The following is a 13,649-nucleotide window of genomic DNA, read 5'->3' as shown; positions in this document are numbered from 1 at the left end:
TGCCGCGCAGGCCCGCCCCCGAACCTGCCAGCCCCGCGCAGCGGCCACGCCCGCCGCAGGCGCGAACGGCGCGGTGGCCGACTTCGAACCGGCCACCGACGGCCCGAAGAACCGCGCCCAGAGGGCGCTCCGCAGGCGAACGGCGGACCGGACCGACCGGCCCCACCCCCGGGCCCAAAGGGCCCCCCGCTACGCTCGGACCGTGCTCAAAAACATCCCCACCTCGGACTTCTCCGACGACGACGGCTCCGCCGACCCCGAACTGGCCGCCGCGCTGGCGGAACATACGGCCGCCCCGTCGGCCGGGACCGAGAACCGGCTGCTGCCGCTGCTGAGCCGGGCCCGGCTGCTCGTCCCGGTCGTCGCCGTCCTCGGCGAGGTGGAGACCGGGCCGGACGGCCTCGAGCGGGAGAAGACCAGCGACATGGCGGTGCCGACGCTCCAGGCCCCCGACGGGCGCCGCGCCCTGCCCGCCTTCACGTCGATGGAGACGCTGCACCGCTGGCGCCCGGACGCCCGCCCGGTGGCCGTACCGCTGCGGCAGGCGCTGCTCGCCGCCGCGCACGAGAAGGCGGACACCGTCGTCATCGACCTGGCCGGCCCGGCGACGTACCAGCTCACCGGCGCCGCGCTGCGCGCCCTCGCGGAGGGCCGGGAGAGCACCGACCCGCTCGGCGACCCGGCCGTCACCGACGCGCTGCGCGCCCTGCTGGCCGCCGAGCCGGGTGTGCTGACCGCCCGCCTGGACCCCTCGGCCGAGGCCGACGGGACCCTGTCCCTCGGGCTGGCCCCGGACGCCACGCCCGCCGCCGTCGCCCAGCGCCTGGCCCCCGCGCTGGCCGCCGACGAGACCCTGCGCTCCCGCCTCGTGCGCGGCCTCGACCTGGCCCTCCTGCCGCCGGACGCCGACACCACGGGCGCCTTCTTCACGCGCTGATCTCTGTGCCGGGCCTCCCGGCCACGGGGCGGACGCCGCCAACAGGCGGAACCCCGTGACCGGCCGCACAATGCGAAGGAGAGAGCAAGATCCGCGCGAGGAGGCCCCATGGAGACGACAACGGAGACCCGCACGGTCGTATCCGAGTTCCTCGGCACGCTGCTCCTGGTGTTCTTCGCCGTCGGCTCCGCGGTGCTGGCCGGCGAGTACATCGGAACCTTCGGCATCGCCCTGGCATTCGGCTTCACCCTGTTGGCCCTGGCGTACGCGCTCGGCCCGATCTCGGGCAGTCACGTCAATCCGGCGGTGACGCTCGGCATGCTGCTGGCCCGGCGCATCACGCTCCGTACGGCGGTCGAGTACTGGATCGCCCAGCTGCTGGGCGGCATCGTCGGTGCCGCGCTGCTGTTCCTGGTCGCCAAGCAGGTGCCGGGCCTGAAGACGAAAGAAGCCTTCGGGTCCAACGGCTGGGGCGACCGCTCCGCCGTGCACATCAATCTCGGCGGCGCCTTCGTGGCCGAGATCGTGCTGACGTTCCTGCTGGTGTTCGTGGTCCTCGCGGTCACGCACCGGGTGGCGGTGGTCGGCTTCGACGGACTGCCGATCGGCCTGGCGCTGGCGGTCGTGCACCTCATCGGCATCCCGCTCACCGGGACGTCGGTGAACCCGGCCCGGAGCATCGGCCCCGCCCTGTTCGCGACCGGCGGCGCGCTGTCGCAGCTGTGGCTGTTCATCGTGGCGCCGATGATCGGCGGTGCGCTGGCCGCGGTGGTGCACCAGATCACCCACCCGCCGAACGAACCCAAGCTGGTCGCGGACGAGCGTTCCGCCACGTGAGGCGCCGTGCCCGCCCGGCCCGCATCACAGAAGAGGCCGCCCCCGGCAGTGCTGCCGGGGGCGGCCTCTTCCAGGCTGTGAGCGGCCCGCCGCCCGCGTGCCCAGACGGCGCGCCCGGCAGCCCGTACGCCGCCGGGCCCGTACGGGCTACCCGTACACCGGCCCCGTGAACTTCTCCCCGGGCCCCTGACCCGGCTCGTCCGGCACGAGGGACGCCTCGCGGAAGGCGAGCTGGAGGGACTTCAGGCCGTCCCGCAGCGGCGCCGCGTGGTACGAGCCGATCTCGGTCGCGCTCGCCGTCACCAGTCCGGCCAGCGCCTGGATGAGCTTGCGCGCCTCGTCCAGGTCCTTGTGCTCGGCGCCCTCCTCGGCGAGCCCGAGGTTGACCGCCGCCGAGGACATCAGGTGCACGGCGACCGTGGTGATCACCTCGACGGCCGGTACGTCCGCGATGTCACGGGTCATCGCGTCGAAGTCGGGGTTCGCGGAACCGGCCGGGTCCGGGCCGGGCTGCTGCGGGGTCTGGTCACTCATGGCTCGCGCTTCACTTCCTGCTCAGGGGATCGGCCCAACCATATGGCCCGCCCGCACACGACTGGGGCCCGCCCCTTGACTCGTGTATTCTGGGAGTCCGACCGGCCGAGCACCGATGTGCCCGGCCCACAAGTGGAGGCTCCGATCTCCCACCCGAACCGGCTTCGCGGCCGGCGGGTCAACGGTCAGGCTGCGCCCCGCGGTGACATCGCGGCGGTGCTCCCGATCCATTGAGGAGCCCCGCCTGTGTCCCGTCCGGGGCGTTTTTCTTGTCTCGGCGCGGTTGGTCATACCGAAAAAGACGTTACGCGGCAGTCCGCCAGGCCGTCGCGTGGTGCTACCGAGGAGGATCCATCAGCGCCGAGCCCCGCATCAACGACCGGATTCGCGTCCCCGAGGTGCGACTCGTCGGTCCCAGTGGCGAGCAGGTCGGCATTGTGCCGCTTGCCAAGGCCCTGGAGCTTGCGCAGGAGTACGACCTCGACCTGGTCGAGGTGGCGGCGAACGCCCGTCCGCCGGTCTGCAAGCTCATGGACTACGGAAAGTTCAAGTACGAGTCGGCCATGAAGGCCCGTGAGGCGCGCAAGAACCAGGCGCACACGGTCATCAAGGAGATGAAGCTCCGGCCGAAGATCGACCCGCACGACTACGACACCAAGAAGGGTCACGTCGTCCGGTTCCTCAAGCAGGGTGACAAGGTCAAGATCACGATCATGTTCCGTGGTCGCGAGCAGTCCCGTCCCGAGCTGGGCTTCCGACTGCTGCAGCGCCTCGCGGAGGACGTCCAGGACCTGGGCTTCATCGAGTCCAATCCGAAGCAGGACGGCCGCAACATGATCATGGTCCTCGGTCCGCACAAGAAGAAGACCGAGGCGATGGCCGAGGCCCGTGAGGCACAGGCCGCCCGCAAGGCGGAGCGCCAGGGTCCTGCTGCGGAGCAGGGCGCCGAGGAGCCTGCCGAGGCGTGATCCAGGGCGCGAGCCCCGGAGCACGCCGGGGGTCGCCCCGGATTCCAACCGATACATCTGACGCCCCCGGGCGCCGGTCCCCGGACCGGTGGGGGCGCCATTCAAGAGGAGAGAACGGCGCATGCCGAAGAACAAGACGCACAGCGGTGCCCGCAAGCGCTTCAAGGTCACCGGCTCCGGCAAGGTGATGCGGGAGCGCGCCGGCAAGCGCCACCTGCTTGAGCACAAGTCGTCCCGCGTGACGCGTCGCCTCACCGGCAACGCCGAGATGGCCCCGGGCGACGCCAAGAAGATCAAGAAGCTTCTCGGCAAGTAAGTCCTGCCGCCCCGCCGCGAGGCGCGGCACCAGGACCTGACCGGGACCGAAGTCGATTCGGGCCGTGTGACGACAACCGCGGCCCCGCTACAAGGAGTTAACAAGTGGCACGCGTCAAGCGGGCAGTCAACGCCCACAAGAAGCGCCGGGCGATCCTCGAACAGGCCAGCGGCTACCGCGGCCAGCGTTCCCGCCTGTACCGCAAGGCGAAGGAGCAGGTCACCCACTCCCTCGTCTACAACTACAACGACCGCAAGAAGCGCAAGGGCGACTTCCGTCAGCTGTGGATCCAGCGCATCAACGCCGCTGCCCGCGCCAACGGCATGACCTACAACCGCTTCGTGCAGGGTCTGAAGGCCGCCAACATCGAGGTCGACCGCAAGATGCTGGCCGAGCTCGCGGTCAACGACTCCAACGCGTTCGCCGCGCTGGTCGAGGTGGCCCAGAAGGCGCTGCCGAGCGACGTCAACGCTCCGAAGGCCGCCTGAAGCCAGGCCTGAGGCACGTTCGCACGGACCCGCAGGCCCCGGCCTGCGGGTCCGTCGCTTTCTGCACGCCCCTCGACCTCCGAAGAAGTGAGCCGCCGCCCATGGGCACCCCCGAGTTGATCTCCCCGCGTTCCGCGCGCGTCGCCGCCGCCCGGCGGCTGGCCCGCCGCAACTTCCGCGGCAAGGAACGCCGGTTCATCGCCGAGGGCCCGCAGGCCGTACGCGAAGCCGTCGAGCACCGCTTCGCCGGGGAGCGCACGCTCGTCGAGCTGTTCGCCACCCCGGAGGCCGCCGAGCGGCACCCGGACATCGTCGGCGCGGTGCGCGCGGCCGGCGTACCGGTCCGCTACGCCGCCGACACGACCATCGCCGAGCTGTCCCAGACCGTCACCCCGCAGGGTCTGGTCGGTGTCTGCCGGTTCCTGGACTCGCCCTTCGAGGAGATCCTGGCCGCCCGGCCGAAGCTGGTCGCGGTGCTCGCCAACGTACGCGACCCCGGCAACGCCGGTACGGTGCTGCGCTGCGCGGACGCCGCGGGCGCCGACGCGGTCGTGCTGACCGACGCCTCGGTGGACCTCTACAACCCCAAGTCCGTGCGCGCCTCGGTCGGTTCGCTCTTCCATCTGCCGGTCGCCGTCGGCGTGCCGGTCGAGCAGGTCGTCGACGGGCTGCGCGGCGCCGGCGTACGGATCGTGGCGGCCGACGGCGCGGGCGCCGACGACCTGGACGCCGAACTGGACGCGGGCACCATGAGCGGCCCGACCGCCTGGGTGTTCGGCAACGAGGCGTGGGGCCTGCCGGCGGAGACCCGCGCACTGGCCGACGCGGTGGTGCGCGTCCCCATCCACGGCAAGGCCGAGAGCCTCAACCTGGCCACCGCCGCCGCCGTCTGCCTCTACGCCTCCGCCCGCGCCCAGCGCACCGCCGGAGGCTGCCGCTCCGCCTCGCGCGGCTAGTAGTGTGGCGTGCCCGGGGGACCGGAAGGGGGTAGCGGGGATGGACACGAGGGCATCCGGTACGACGGTCGCCGCCGACCCGTGTCCGGGCGGCGGCCCCGCGCCTCTCGGGGTGGATCTCACCGGCGCCGGGCTCGACCCGGACGACCTGCCGGACGGCCTGGTCGTCGCCGACGAGACCGGCCGGGTCATCTGCTTCAACGCCGCCGCGGCCCGGATCACCGCCATCGACCCGTGTGACGCGCTGGGCCGGCCGCTGGAGAAGGCGCTGCCGCTCCAGGACATCGAGGGCCGCCGCTGGTGGCAGCTGACCGACCCGTACGGCGGGCTGGCGATCCGCAGCGGCCAGCCGGAGCGCAACCTGCTGCTCGGCGGCCGGGAGGTGCTGGTCTCCGCGCGCTACGTCCGCACCGGCCCCACCGGCCCGGTCCGCCGCCTGGTCATCGCGCTGCGCGGCACCGAGGCGCGGCGCCGCACCGAGCTCAGTCACGCCGAGCTGATCGCCACCGTCGCCCACGAGCTGCGCTCGCCGCTGACGTCCGTGAAGGGCTTCACCGCCACCCTGCTGCAGAAGTGGGAGCGCTTCACCGACGACCAGAAGCGGCTGATGCTGGAGACCGTGGACGCGGACGCCAACCGCGTCACCCGGCTCATCGCCGAGCTGCTGGACATCTCCCGCATCGACTCCGGCCGCCTGGAGGTGCGCCGGCAGCGGGTGGACATGGTCTCCGCCGTCCGCCGGCACGTCCAGGCGCAGACGACGGCGGGCCAGCTGCCCGACCGCTTCCTGATCCGGATGGTCGAGCCGCTGCCCGACCTGTGGGCCGATCCGGACAAGATCGACCAGGTGCTGGGCAACCTGCTGGAAAACGCGGTGCGCCACGGCGAGGGAACCGTCACCATCGAGGTAGGACCAGCACCCGGCGTCTCCGGAGCGGGGGGGACGAGCGTCACCGTGAGCGACGAGGGCCCCGGCATCCCCGAGGAGTCGATGAGCCGCGTCTTCACCCGCTTCTGGCGGGGCAGCAAGCGCGGCGGCACCGGCCTGGGCCTGTACATCGTCAAGGGCATCGTCGAGGCCCACGGCGGCACGATCACGGTCGGCCGGGCCCCCGCCGGCGGCGCCCGGTTCCGATTTAGCCTGCCCGTCGGGACGCCCGCCTTCATGGCCTGAGCGGCGCCCGGCGGGCCCACCCCCGTCGGGGCTCGGATGAGGCGCGGCCGCCCTGCCCCGTAGACTGCACCTTTGGCACCTTTGGCACTGCACACGTCGGGGGCCGCCGCGCGCCAAGCCCATCGGAAGCACGGGAAGAGATGTCCGCACCCAATAAGTCGTACGACCCTGTCGAGGTCGAGGCCCTGAAACCGGAAGAGATCGCCCGCATGCGGGACGAGGCGCTCGCCGCCATCGCCGCCGCCGGTGACCTCCAGGAGCTCCACGAGGTGAAGGTCGCGCAGACCGGCGGCACCTCGCCGCTGGCGCTGGCCAACCGCGAGATCGGCGCGCTGCCGCCGCAGGCCAAGGCCGAGGCCGGCAAGCGCGTCGGCCAGGCCCGCGGCCAGGTCGGCCAGGCGCTCAAGGCCCGCCAGGAAGAGCTGGAGGCGGAGCGGGACGCCCGGGTGCTGGTCGAGGAGGCGGTGGACGTCACACTGCCGCACGACCGCGTACGGGCGGGCGCCCGGCACCCGCTCACCACCCTGTCCGAGCGGATCGAGGACGTCTTCGTGGCCATGGGCTACGAGGTCGCCGAGGGCCCCGAGGTCGAGTCGGAGTGGCTGAACTTCGACGCGCTGAACATCGCCCCGGACCACCCGGCCCGCACCATGCAGGACACGTTCTTCGTGGAGAACGGCGCGACCGGCGAGGACCAGTCGGGCGTCGTACTGCGCACCCACACCTCCCCGGTGCAGATCCGTACGATGCTCGACCGCGAGCCGCCGCTGTACGTGATCTGCCCGGGCCGCGTCTACCGCACGGACGAGCTGGACGCCACCCACACCCCGGTCTTCAACCAGGTCGAGCTGCTCGCCATCGACGAGGGCCTGACCATGGCGGACCTGCGGGGCACCCTCGACCACATGGTCAAGGCGCTGTTCGGGGAGGACATCCGGACCCGGCTGCGGCCGAACTACTTCCCGTTCACCGAGCCGTCCGCCGAGCTGGACATGGTCTGCTACGTCTGCCGCGGCGCGTCCGTCGGCGACCCGCAGCACCCGTGCCGCACGTGCTCCAGCGAGGGCTGGATCGAGCTGGGCGGCTGCGGCATGGTCAACCCGCGGGTGCTGACGGCCTGCGGCGTGGACCCGGAGAAGTACAGCGGCTTCGCCTTCGGGTTCGGCATCGAGCGGATGCTGATGTTCCGCCACAACGTCGAGGACATGCGAGACATGGTCGAGGGTGACGTCCGGTTCACCCGGCCTTTCGGGATGGAGATCTGATGCGGGTCCCGCTTTCTTGGCTGCGGGAATACGTCGACCTGCCGGACGGTGAGTCCGGCCGGGACGTACAGGCCAAACTCGTCGCCACCGGCCTGGAGGTCGAGACCGTCGAGCAGCTCGGCGCCGGCCTCAAGGGCCCCCTGGTCGTCGGCCAGGTGCTGACCATCGAGGAGCTGGAGGGCTTCAAGAAGCCGATCCGCTTCTGCACGGTGGACGTCGGCCAGGCCAACGGCACGGGTGAGCCCCAGGAGATCGTCTGCGGCGCGCGCAACTTCGCGGTCGGCGACAAGGTCGTCGTGGTGCTCCCGGGCGCCGTGCTGCCCGGCGACTTCAAGATCGCCGCGCGCAAGACGTACGGCAAGGTCTCGCACGGCATGATCTGCTCCGGTGACGAGCTGGGCATGGGTGACGACGGCAGCGGCGGCATCATCGTGCTGCCGCCGGAGTACGAGCCCGGCACCGACGCCATCGAGCTGCTCCAGCTCGTCGACGAGGTCCTGGACATCGCCGTCACCGCCAACCGCGGCGACTGCCTGTCCATGCGCGGCATCGCCCGCGAGACCGCCATCGCCTACGGGCTGCCGCTGCGCGACCCCGCGCTGCTGGACGTGCCGCCGCCGAACTCCTTCGGCTACCCGGTCAAGGTCGCCGACCCGATCGGCTGCGACCGCTTCACCGCCCGTACGGTCGTCGGCCTGAACCCGGAGGCGCGCTCCCCGATCTGGATGCAGCGCCGGCTGCAGAAGGCCGGCATGCGGCCCGTCTCGCTCGCCGTCGACGTCACCAACTACGTGATGCTGGAGCTGGGCCAGCCGCTGCACGCCTACGACCGCTCCCGCGTGGACGGGGCGATCGGGGTGCGCCGCGCCGAGCCGGGCGAGAAGCTGACCACCCTGGACGGCACCCAGCGCGTGCTGGACGCCGAGGACCTGGTCATCACCGACAACCGCGGTGTGATCGGCCTGGCCGGGGTGATGGGCGGCGCCAACACCGAGATCGCCGACGCGCAGGCGGACCCGGAGACCGGCGAGGTGCGCGGCACCACCGAGGTCGTCGTCGAGGCGGCGCACTTCGACGCGGTGTCCGTGGCCCGTACGGCCCGCCGCCACAAGCTGTCCTCCGAGGCGTCCAAGCGCTTCGAGCGCGGCGTGGACCCGCAGGCCGCGTCCGCCGCGGCGCAGCGCACCGTCGACCTGCTGGTGCTGCTCGCGGGCGGCACCGCCGAGGCCGGCGTCACCGAGATCGTCGCGCCCAGCGGGCCGCGCACGATCACCGTGCGCGCCGACCACCCGGACCGTGTCGCGGGCGTCGCCTACGGCCGCGAGACCGTCGTACGCCGACTCCAGCAGGTGGGCTGCGACGTGTACGGCCAGGACGAGCTGGTCGTCACGGTGCCGTCCTGGCGGCCCGACCTGACCGACCCCAACGACCTGGCCGAAGAGGTCATCCGCCTGGAGGGCTACGAGAACCTGCCCCTCACGCTGCCCCGGCCGCCCGCCGGGCGCGGCCTGACCGAGCGCCAGCGGCTGCACCGCCGCGTCGGCCGCGCGCTGGCCGGCGCCGGGTACGTCGAGGCACCGACCTACCCGTTCCTCGGCGAGGCCGTCCTCGACCAGCTCGGCCTGGAGGAGGACGACCCGCGCCGCCGGACCGTCAAGCTGCTCAACCCGCTCTCCGACGAGGAGCCCGCGCTCCGTACGACGCTGGTGCCGGGCCTGCTCGGCGCGCTGCGGCGCAACGCCGGCCGCGGCTCGCAGGACCTCGCGCTCTTCGAGACCGGCCTGGTCTTCCGGCCGACCGGTGACGAGACGCCGTCGGTGCGGCTGCCGGTGGACCGCCGGCCGACCGACGAGGAGATCGCCGCGCTGGACGCCGCGCTGCCCGAGCAGCCGCGCCGCGCCGCCGTGGTGCTCACCGGCGCCCGCGAGCAGGCCGGCTGGTGGGGCAAGGGCCGTCCGGCCGGCTGGGCGGACGCCGTCGAGGCGGGCCGCACCGTGGCACGGGAGGCCGGGGTCGAGCTGATCGTGCGCCAGGACCAGCACGCGCCCTGGCACCCGGGCCGCTGCGCGGCGCTGCTCGCCGTGATCGACGGCGAGGAGGTGCTCGTCGGCAACGCCGGTGAGCTGCACCCGCGCGTCATCAAGGCGCTCGGCCTGCCGGAGCGCACCTGCGCGATGGAGATCGACCTGGACCGCCTCCAGCGGGCCGGCGGCGGCGTGGTCCAGGCGCCGCGGATCTCCACCTTCCCGGTCGCCACCCAGGACGTCGCGCTGATCGTGGACGCGTCGGTCCCGGCGGCGGACGTGGCGGCGGCGCTCCGCTCCGGCGCGGGCGACCTGCTCGAATCGCTGCGGCTGTTCGACGTCTTCACCGGCGAGCAGGTGGGCGAGGGCAAGAAGTCCCTGGCCTACGCGCTGCGCTTCCGCGCGCCGGACCGCACGCTGACCGCCGACGAGGCGTCCGCGGCGCGGGACGCGGCGGTCGCCGTCGCGATGGAGCGGACGGGCGCGGTGCTGCGCGGCGCGTAACCGCCCGCGGCGACGGCGCCGCACGCTCGCCACCGGGGCCCGGGGACGAACCGACGTTCGTCCCCGGGCCCCGGTGCGTTCCTCCAGTGGTCACTCGATCGGGTGAGATCAGTGCGCAGTGTGGCCAGTCGACCACGTGCGGTCGCGAGAATCGTGCGGGACGATGCGGCTCGCTCACACACAGGTTCCGCCGCGGGCAAGCGGGCCGATCGCCTCGATGGTTGCTGGGGGGAGCATCGGCATGATCCGAACCTGGGCGCGGCGGGGCGGTACGCCTGCCCGGTCCGCGCGGGCCCGGCGGGCCTTCGTCCTCGTGCTGCCCGGTCTGTGGGTGCTCGGCGTGCTGCTCTGGGAGCTGTGCACCACCGGCGACGGCCAGTTCCTCCAGCTCCTCGCCGCCGCCCCCGCCATAGCCTGCGCCGGCTCCGGCCGACGCCAGTGCGTCGTGCTCGGCGGCCTGTGCGCGCTGCTCGCGCTGCTGCCGCTGGGCGCGGTGGGTCCGGACACCCACACCCTCACCCGCGTCGGCACCTGCTGCGCCGTCCTCGTCGTCGTGGGCGCCAGCTATCTGACCGCGGGCCGGCGGCTGCGCCTGCTGCGGGAGCTGGAGCGGACGAAGGAAGTGGCCACCGCCGCGCAGCGGGTGCTGCTGCGCCCGCTGCCCGCGCGGGTGGACGGCATCGTCGTCGCCGCCGACCACCTCGCGGCGGACGAGGCCGCGACCGTCGGCGGCGATCTGTACGACGTCGTGGCGACGCGCTACGGCGTACGGGTCGTCATCGGCGACGTACGCGGCCACGGCCTCGGCGCGATGGGCACGGTCGCCGCCGTCCTCGGCAGCTTCCGCGAAGCCGCCCACGACGAGCCGGAGCTGGCCGGGGTGCTCCGGCGCCTGGAGCGCGCCCTGCACCGGCACCTGCGCGAGCGGGCGCGCGCGGAGCACCCGTCGTCGTGCGGTGGTGAGCCGGAGCACCCGCTGTCCGAGGAGTTCGTGACGGTGCTGCTGGTCGAGATCGCCCGGGACGGCGCCGTACGGACCCTCAACTGCGGGCACCCGTGGCCGTACCGGCTCAGCCGCCGGGGCGCGCTGCCGGACACACCCGGCGAGCCGATGCCGCCGCTGGGCATGTTCCCGCTGCCCGCCGACCTGCCGGTGGAGCACTGTCCACCGCTGCTGCCCGGCCAGGCGATCTTCCTGCACACGGACGGGGCGACCGACGCGCGCGATGCCCACGGGGCGTTCTTCCCGCTGGCCCGGGCGCTGGACGACTGCGTCAGGTCGGTCCGCGACTGCCGCCCCGCCGGGCTGGTGGAGGGCGTCCGGGCCGCGCTGCTGCGGCACGTCGGCGGGCGGCTGTCCGACGACGTGGCGCTGCTGGTGCTCTGCAACGACCGGTGGCGGGTACCCGCCCAGGGGGACGCGGCGGCCGTACTGCGCGGGCGTGTCCGGGCGGGGCGGGCGGAGTGAAGGACGGCGCGATCGGTTCACACCCCGTGTGAAGGGCGCTTCATTACGCTGATCTCAAGGGGTAGTTGAGTCGACAAGTCTACGGACGGCCGCCTCGGCGGGGGCGCGGCGGCGCCGTCAGGAGGGCACCATGGAGCCCAACAGCCTGCTCGACGCGATTCTCGACGAGGCGGGCATCTCACACGCCGGGCTGGCGCTGCACGTCAACCAGCTCGGCCGGCAGCGCGGACTGGCGCTGCGCTACGAACACACGGCGGTGGCCCGCTGGCTGAAGGGGCAGCGGCCGCGGGGCCAGGTGCCCGACCTGATCTGTGAGGTCCTCAGCGAGCGGCTGCACCGGGCGGTGGGGCTCGACGACATCGGACTGAGCCGGCCGGGTGTGCGCCGCGTCCCGGACACGCCGCTCTCCGGGTTCGTGGAACGGGCCACCGCGCTGTGGCGCTCCGACGAACAGCAGCGCCCGCACGTGCTGTCCGCCCCCGCCCTCACCGGCACCTCCGCGGTCATCCCCGTATGGGAGTGGGAGAACCCGCCGGAGGACTCCGACGTGTCCCGGGACGGCCTGACCAGGGTGTCCATGGCGGACATCGAAATGCTCCGCGCGGCGCGTACGCACTACGAGCAGATGTACCGGAAGGCGGGTGGTATCGCGACGAGAACGCGGGTCGTCGGGTTCCTCAACACCGAGGCGGCGCCGCTGCTGCGGGGCAGCTACACCGATGCGACGGGACGCCAGCTCCACCGGGCCACCGGCGGGCTGGTGGCCGTCGCGGGCATCTGTGCGTACGACTCGGACGCCCTGGGGCTGGCCCAGCGCTACTTCCATCAGGCGCTGCGGCTGGCCAAGGCGAGCGGGGACCGGGGGCTCGGCGCGTACGTGATCGCGCTGCTGGTCAACCAGTCCCTGTTCGTACGGGAGTACCGTCAGGCGGTCGCCTTCGCGGAGGCGGCCCTGCGGACGGCGGGGCCGCAGATCACCCCGGCGCTCGCGGCGGATCTCTACGCGATGCAGGCCAAGGCGTACGCACGCCTTGGGGACGGCGCGAGCGCGCTCTCCTGCATCCGGCGTGCGGAGGCGGCGGCCGAGCGCATCAGCCCTGGTCAGGAACCCGCCGAAACGGATTACGTCCAGCCGGGCCTGGTGAACGTTCAAGTGGCGGAGGCACTGCTGAGCCTGGGGGACCTGCGTGCCGCCCGGGAACACGCGGACGCCGCCGTCGACACCCCCGCGCACGACCGGGGCCGGGTCCACCGGCTGGCCATGCTCACCCACATCGAGCTGCGCCAAGGGGACGCGGACCAGGCTGTGGCCAACGCCGCGCAGATGACCGAACAGGCGCGGGGAATGGAGTCGCAGCGGTTACGGGACCGGCTGCGGGCGGTGCGCGAGCACCTGTCCGAAACCGGAGGTACCGCCACCGAGGAGGCTGCCGATCTGATCGACGAGGCGCTGCGCGTTCCACTGTGAGGCCGGCCCGTGTCACCTTGCCAGCCCAACGGCGGAAGGTGGCACATACGTGCGATGGAAGAATTTCAGTGAGCAGACCGTGTACGAGAACCGCTGGTTCCGGGTCAACCTCGCCGATGTCGAACTCCCCGACGGCCGCCACCTGGATCACTTCCTGATCCGGTTGCGGCCCGTCGCCGTGGCCACAGTGGTCAACGAGGCCAACGAGGTGCTGCTGCTGTGGCGGCACCGTTTCATCACCGACACCTGGGGGTGGGAGCTCGCCGCGGGGGTGGTCGAGGACGGCGAGGACATCGCCGCCGCGGCCGCCCGGGAGATGGAGGAGGAGACCGGGTGGCGCCCCGGCCCCCTCGAACACCTCCTTTCGGTGGAGCCGTCCAACGGCCTCACCGACGCCCGGCACCACATCTTCTGGTCCGACCGGGGCACGTTCGTGGGCGATCCCGAGGACGACTTCGAGTCCGACAAACGGGAGTGGGTCCCCCTCAAACTGGTACCCGACATGATCGCGAGAGGGGAGGTGCCGGCCGCCAACATGGCGGCCGCACTGCTGTTGCTGCATCACATCCGGCTGGGGTGACCCGGGTCGCGGCGCGCCCCGCGCGCCCCGCGCCCCCCCGCCCCAGCCCCACAACCCCAGCCCAAACGCGCTCGCCCCCCCCCCGCGCCCCCGGGGGGGGGCGCAGGAGGGGCGCCGCCCCCCGCCGGGC

At 73.0% G+C, this 13,649-nt stretch carries 13 protein-coding genes; 12 read left to right on the top strand and 1 reads right to left on the bottom strand.

The window, feature by feature from the left end; translation table 11 throughout:
* Positions 1-202: 202 nt before the first annotated feature.
* Together ACH4FX_RS41135 and ACH4FX_RS41130 are read left to right on the top strand one after the other, a co-directional pair.
* The gene (locus ACH4FX_RS41135; protein WP_398486831.1) at positions 203-937 is read left to right on the top strand and encodes an SseB family protein; all 735 of its coding nucleotides are present in this window, start codon (positions 203-205) and stop codon (positions 935-937) included.
* A 108-nt stretch (positions 938-1,045) separates the two neighbouring features.
* The gene (locus tag ACH4FX_RS41130; protein WP_398486829.1) at positions 1,046-1,774 is read left to right on the top strand and encodes an MIP family channel protein; all 729 of its coding nucleotides are present in this window, start codon (positions 1,046-1,048) and stop codon (positions 1,772-1,774) included.
* A 147-nt stretch (positions 1,775-1,921) separates the two neighbouring features.
* On the opposite strand, the gene ACH4FX_RS41125 is transcribed toward ACH4FX_RS41130, so the two are convergent.
* Positions 1,922-2,308, bottom strand: coding sequence for a DUF1844 domain-containing protein (locus ACH4FX_RS41125; protein WP_398486827.1), 387 nt, complete (start codon positions 2,306-2,308; stop codon positions 1,922-1,924).
* 353 nt (positions 2,309-2,661) lie between these two features.
* Here ACH4FX_RS41125 and infC point away from each other — a divergent pair, with 353 nt between their 5' ends.
* The 10 genes from infC to ACH4FX_RS41075 all read left to right on the top strand — a co-directional run bounded on the left by infC (position 2,662) and on the right by ACH4FX_RS41075 (position 13,519).
* Entirely contained in the window at positions 2,662-3,276 is a 615-nt protein-coding gene (gene infC / locus ACH4FX_RS41120; protein WP_150243568.1) for a translation initiation factor IF-3, read from the top strand.
* Between the two features lie 121 nt (positions 3,277-3,397).
* Positions 3,398-3,592 carry a 50S ribosomal protein L35 gene (rpmI, locus tag ACH4FX_RS41115; RefSeq protein ID WP_398486825.1) on the top strand — a complete coding sequence of 65 codons (195 nt, stop codon included), beginning with the start codon at positions 3,398-3,400 and terminating at the stop codon, positions 3,590-3,592.
* Between the two features lie 104 nt (positions 3,593-3,696).
* Positions 3,697-4,080 carry a 50S ribosomal protein L20 gene (rplT, locus tag ACH4FX_RS41110; protein ID WP_398486823.1) on the top strand — a complete coding sequence of 128 codons (384 nt, stop codon included), beginning with the start codon at positions 3,697-3,699 and terminating at the stop codon, positions 4,078-4,080.
* Positions 4,081-4,181: 101 nt separating this feature from the next.
* Positions 4,182-5,036, top strand: coding sequence for a TrmH family RNA methyltransferase (locus ACH4FX_RS41105; protein WP_398486821.1), 855 nt, complete (start codon positions 4,182-4,184; stop codon positions 5,034-5,036).
* A 40-nt stretch (positions 5,037-5,076) separates the two neighbouring features.
* Positions 5,077-6,210, top strand: a complete 1,134-nt coding sequence (locus ACH4FX_RS41100) for an ATP-binding protein (protein WP_398486819.1) — start codon at positions 5,077-5,079, stop codon at positions 6,208-6,210.
* A gap of 140 nt (positions 6,211-6,350) precedes the next feature.
* Positions 6,351-7,475 (top strand): phenylalanine--tRNA ligase subunit alpha, encoded by a 1,125-nt coding sequence (gene pheS, locus ACH4FX_RS41095; protein WP_398486817.1) that lies wholly within the window; start codon positions 6,351-6,353, stop codon positions 7,473-7,475.
* Positions 7,475-10,003: a phenylalanine--tRNA ligase subunit beta gene (gene pheT / locus ACH4FX_RS41090; RefSeq protein WP_398486815.1), complete on the top strand. Its 2,529-nt coding sequence runs from the start codon at positions 7,475-7,477 to the stop codon at positions 10,001-10,003. The genes pheS and pheT overlap by 1 nt, the downstream gene beginning before the upstream one ends.
* Positions 10,004-10,244: 241 nt before the next feature.
* On the top strand, positions 10,245-11,471 hold the full coding sequence (locus ACH4FX_RS41085) for a PP2C family protein-serine/threonine phosphatase (protein ID WP_398486813.1): 1,227 nt from the start codon (positions 10,245-10,247) through the stop codon (positions 11,469-11,471).
* Positions 11,472-11,601: 130 nt separating this feature from the next.
* Positions 11,602-12,939, top strand: coding sequence for a tetratricopeptide repeat protein (locus ACH4FX_RS41080; protein ID WP_398486811.1), 1,338 nt, complete (start codon positions 11,602-11,604; stop codon positions 12,937-12,939).
* A 49-nt stretch (positions 12,940-12,988) separates the two neighbouring features.
* On the top strand, positions 12,989-13,519 hold the full coding sequence (locus tag ACH4FX_RS41075) for an NUDIX domain-containing protein (protein WP_398486810.1): 531 nt from the start codon (positions 12,989-12,991) through the stop codon (positions 13,517-13,519).
* The last annotated feature ends 130 nt before the right edge of the window (positions 13,520-13,649 follow it).

It is taken from the genome of Streptomyces sp. NPDC018019, assembly GCF_044327805.1.
Lineage (GTDB): Bacteria > Actinomycetota > Actinomycetes > Streptomycetales > Streptomycetaceae > Streptomyces.
Note: the sequence above shows the minus strand (reverse complement) of the source record. Positions and strands in the feature narration are given on the sequence as shown.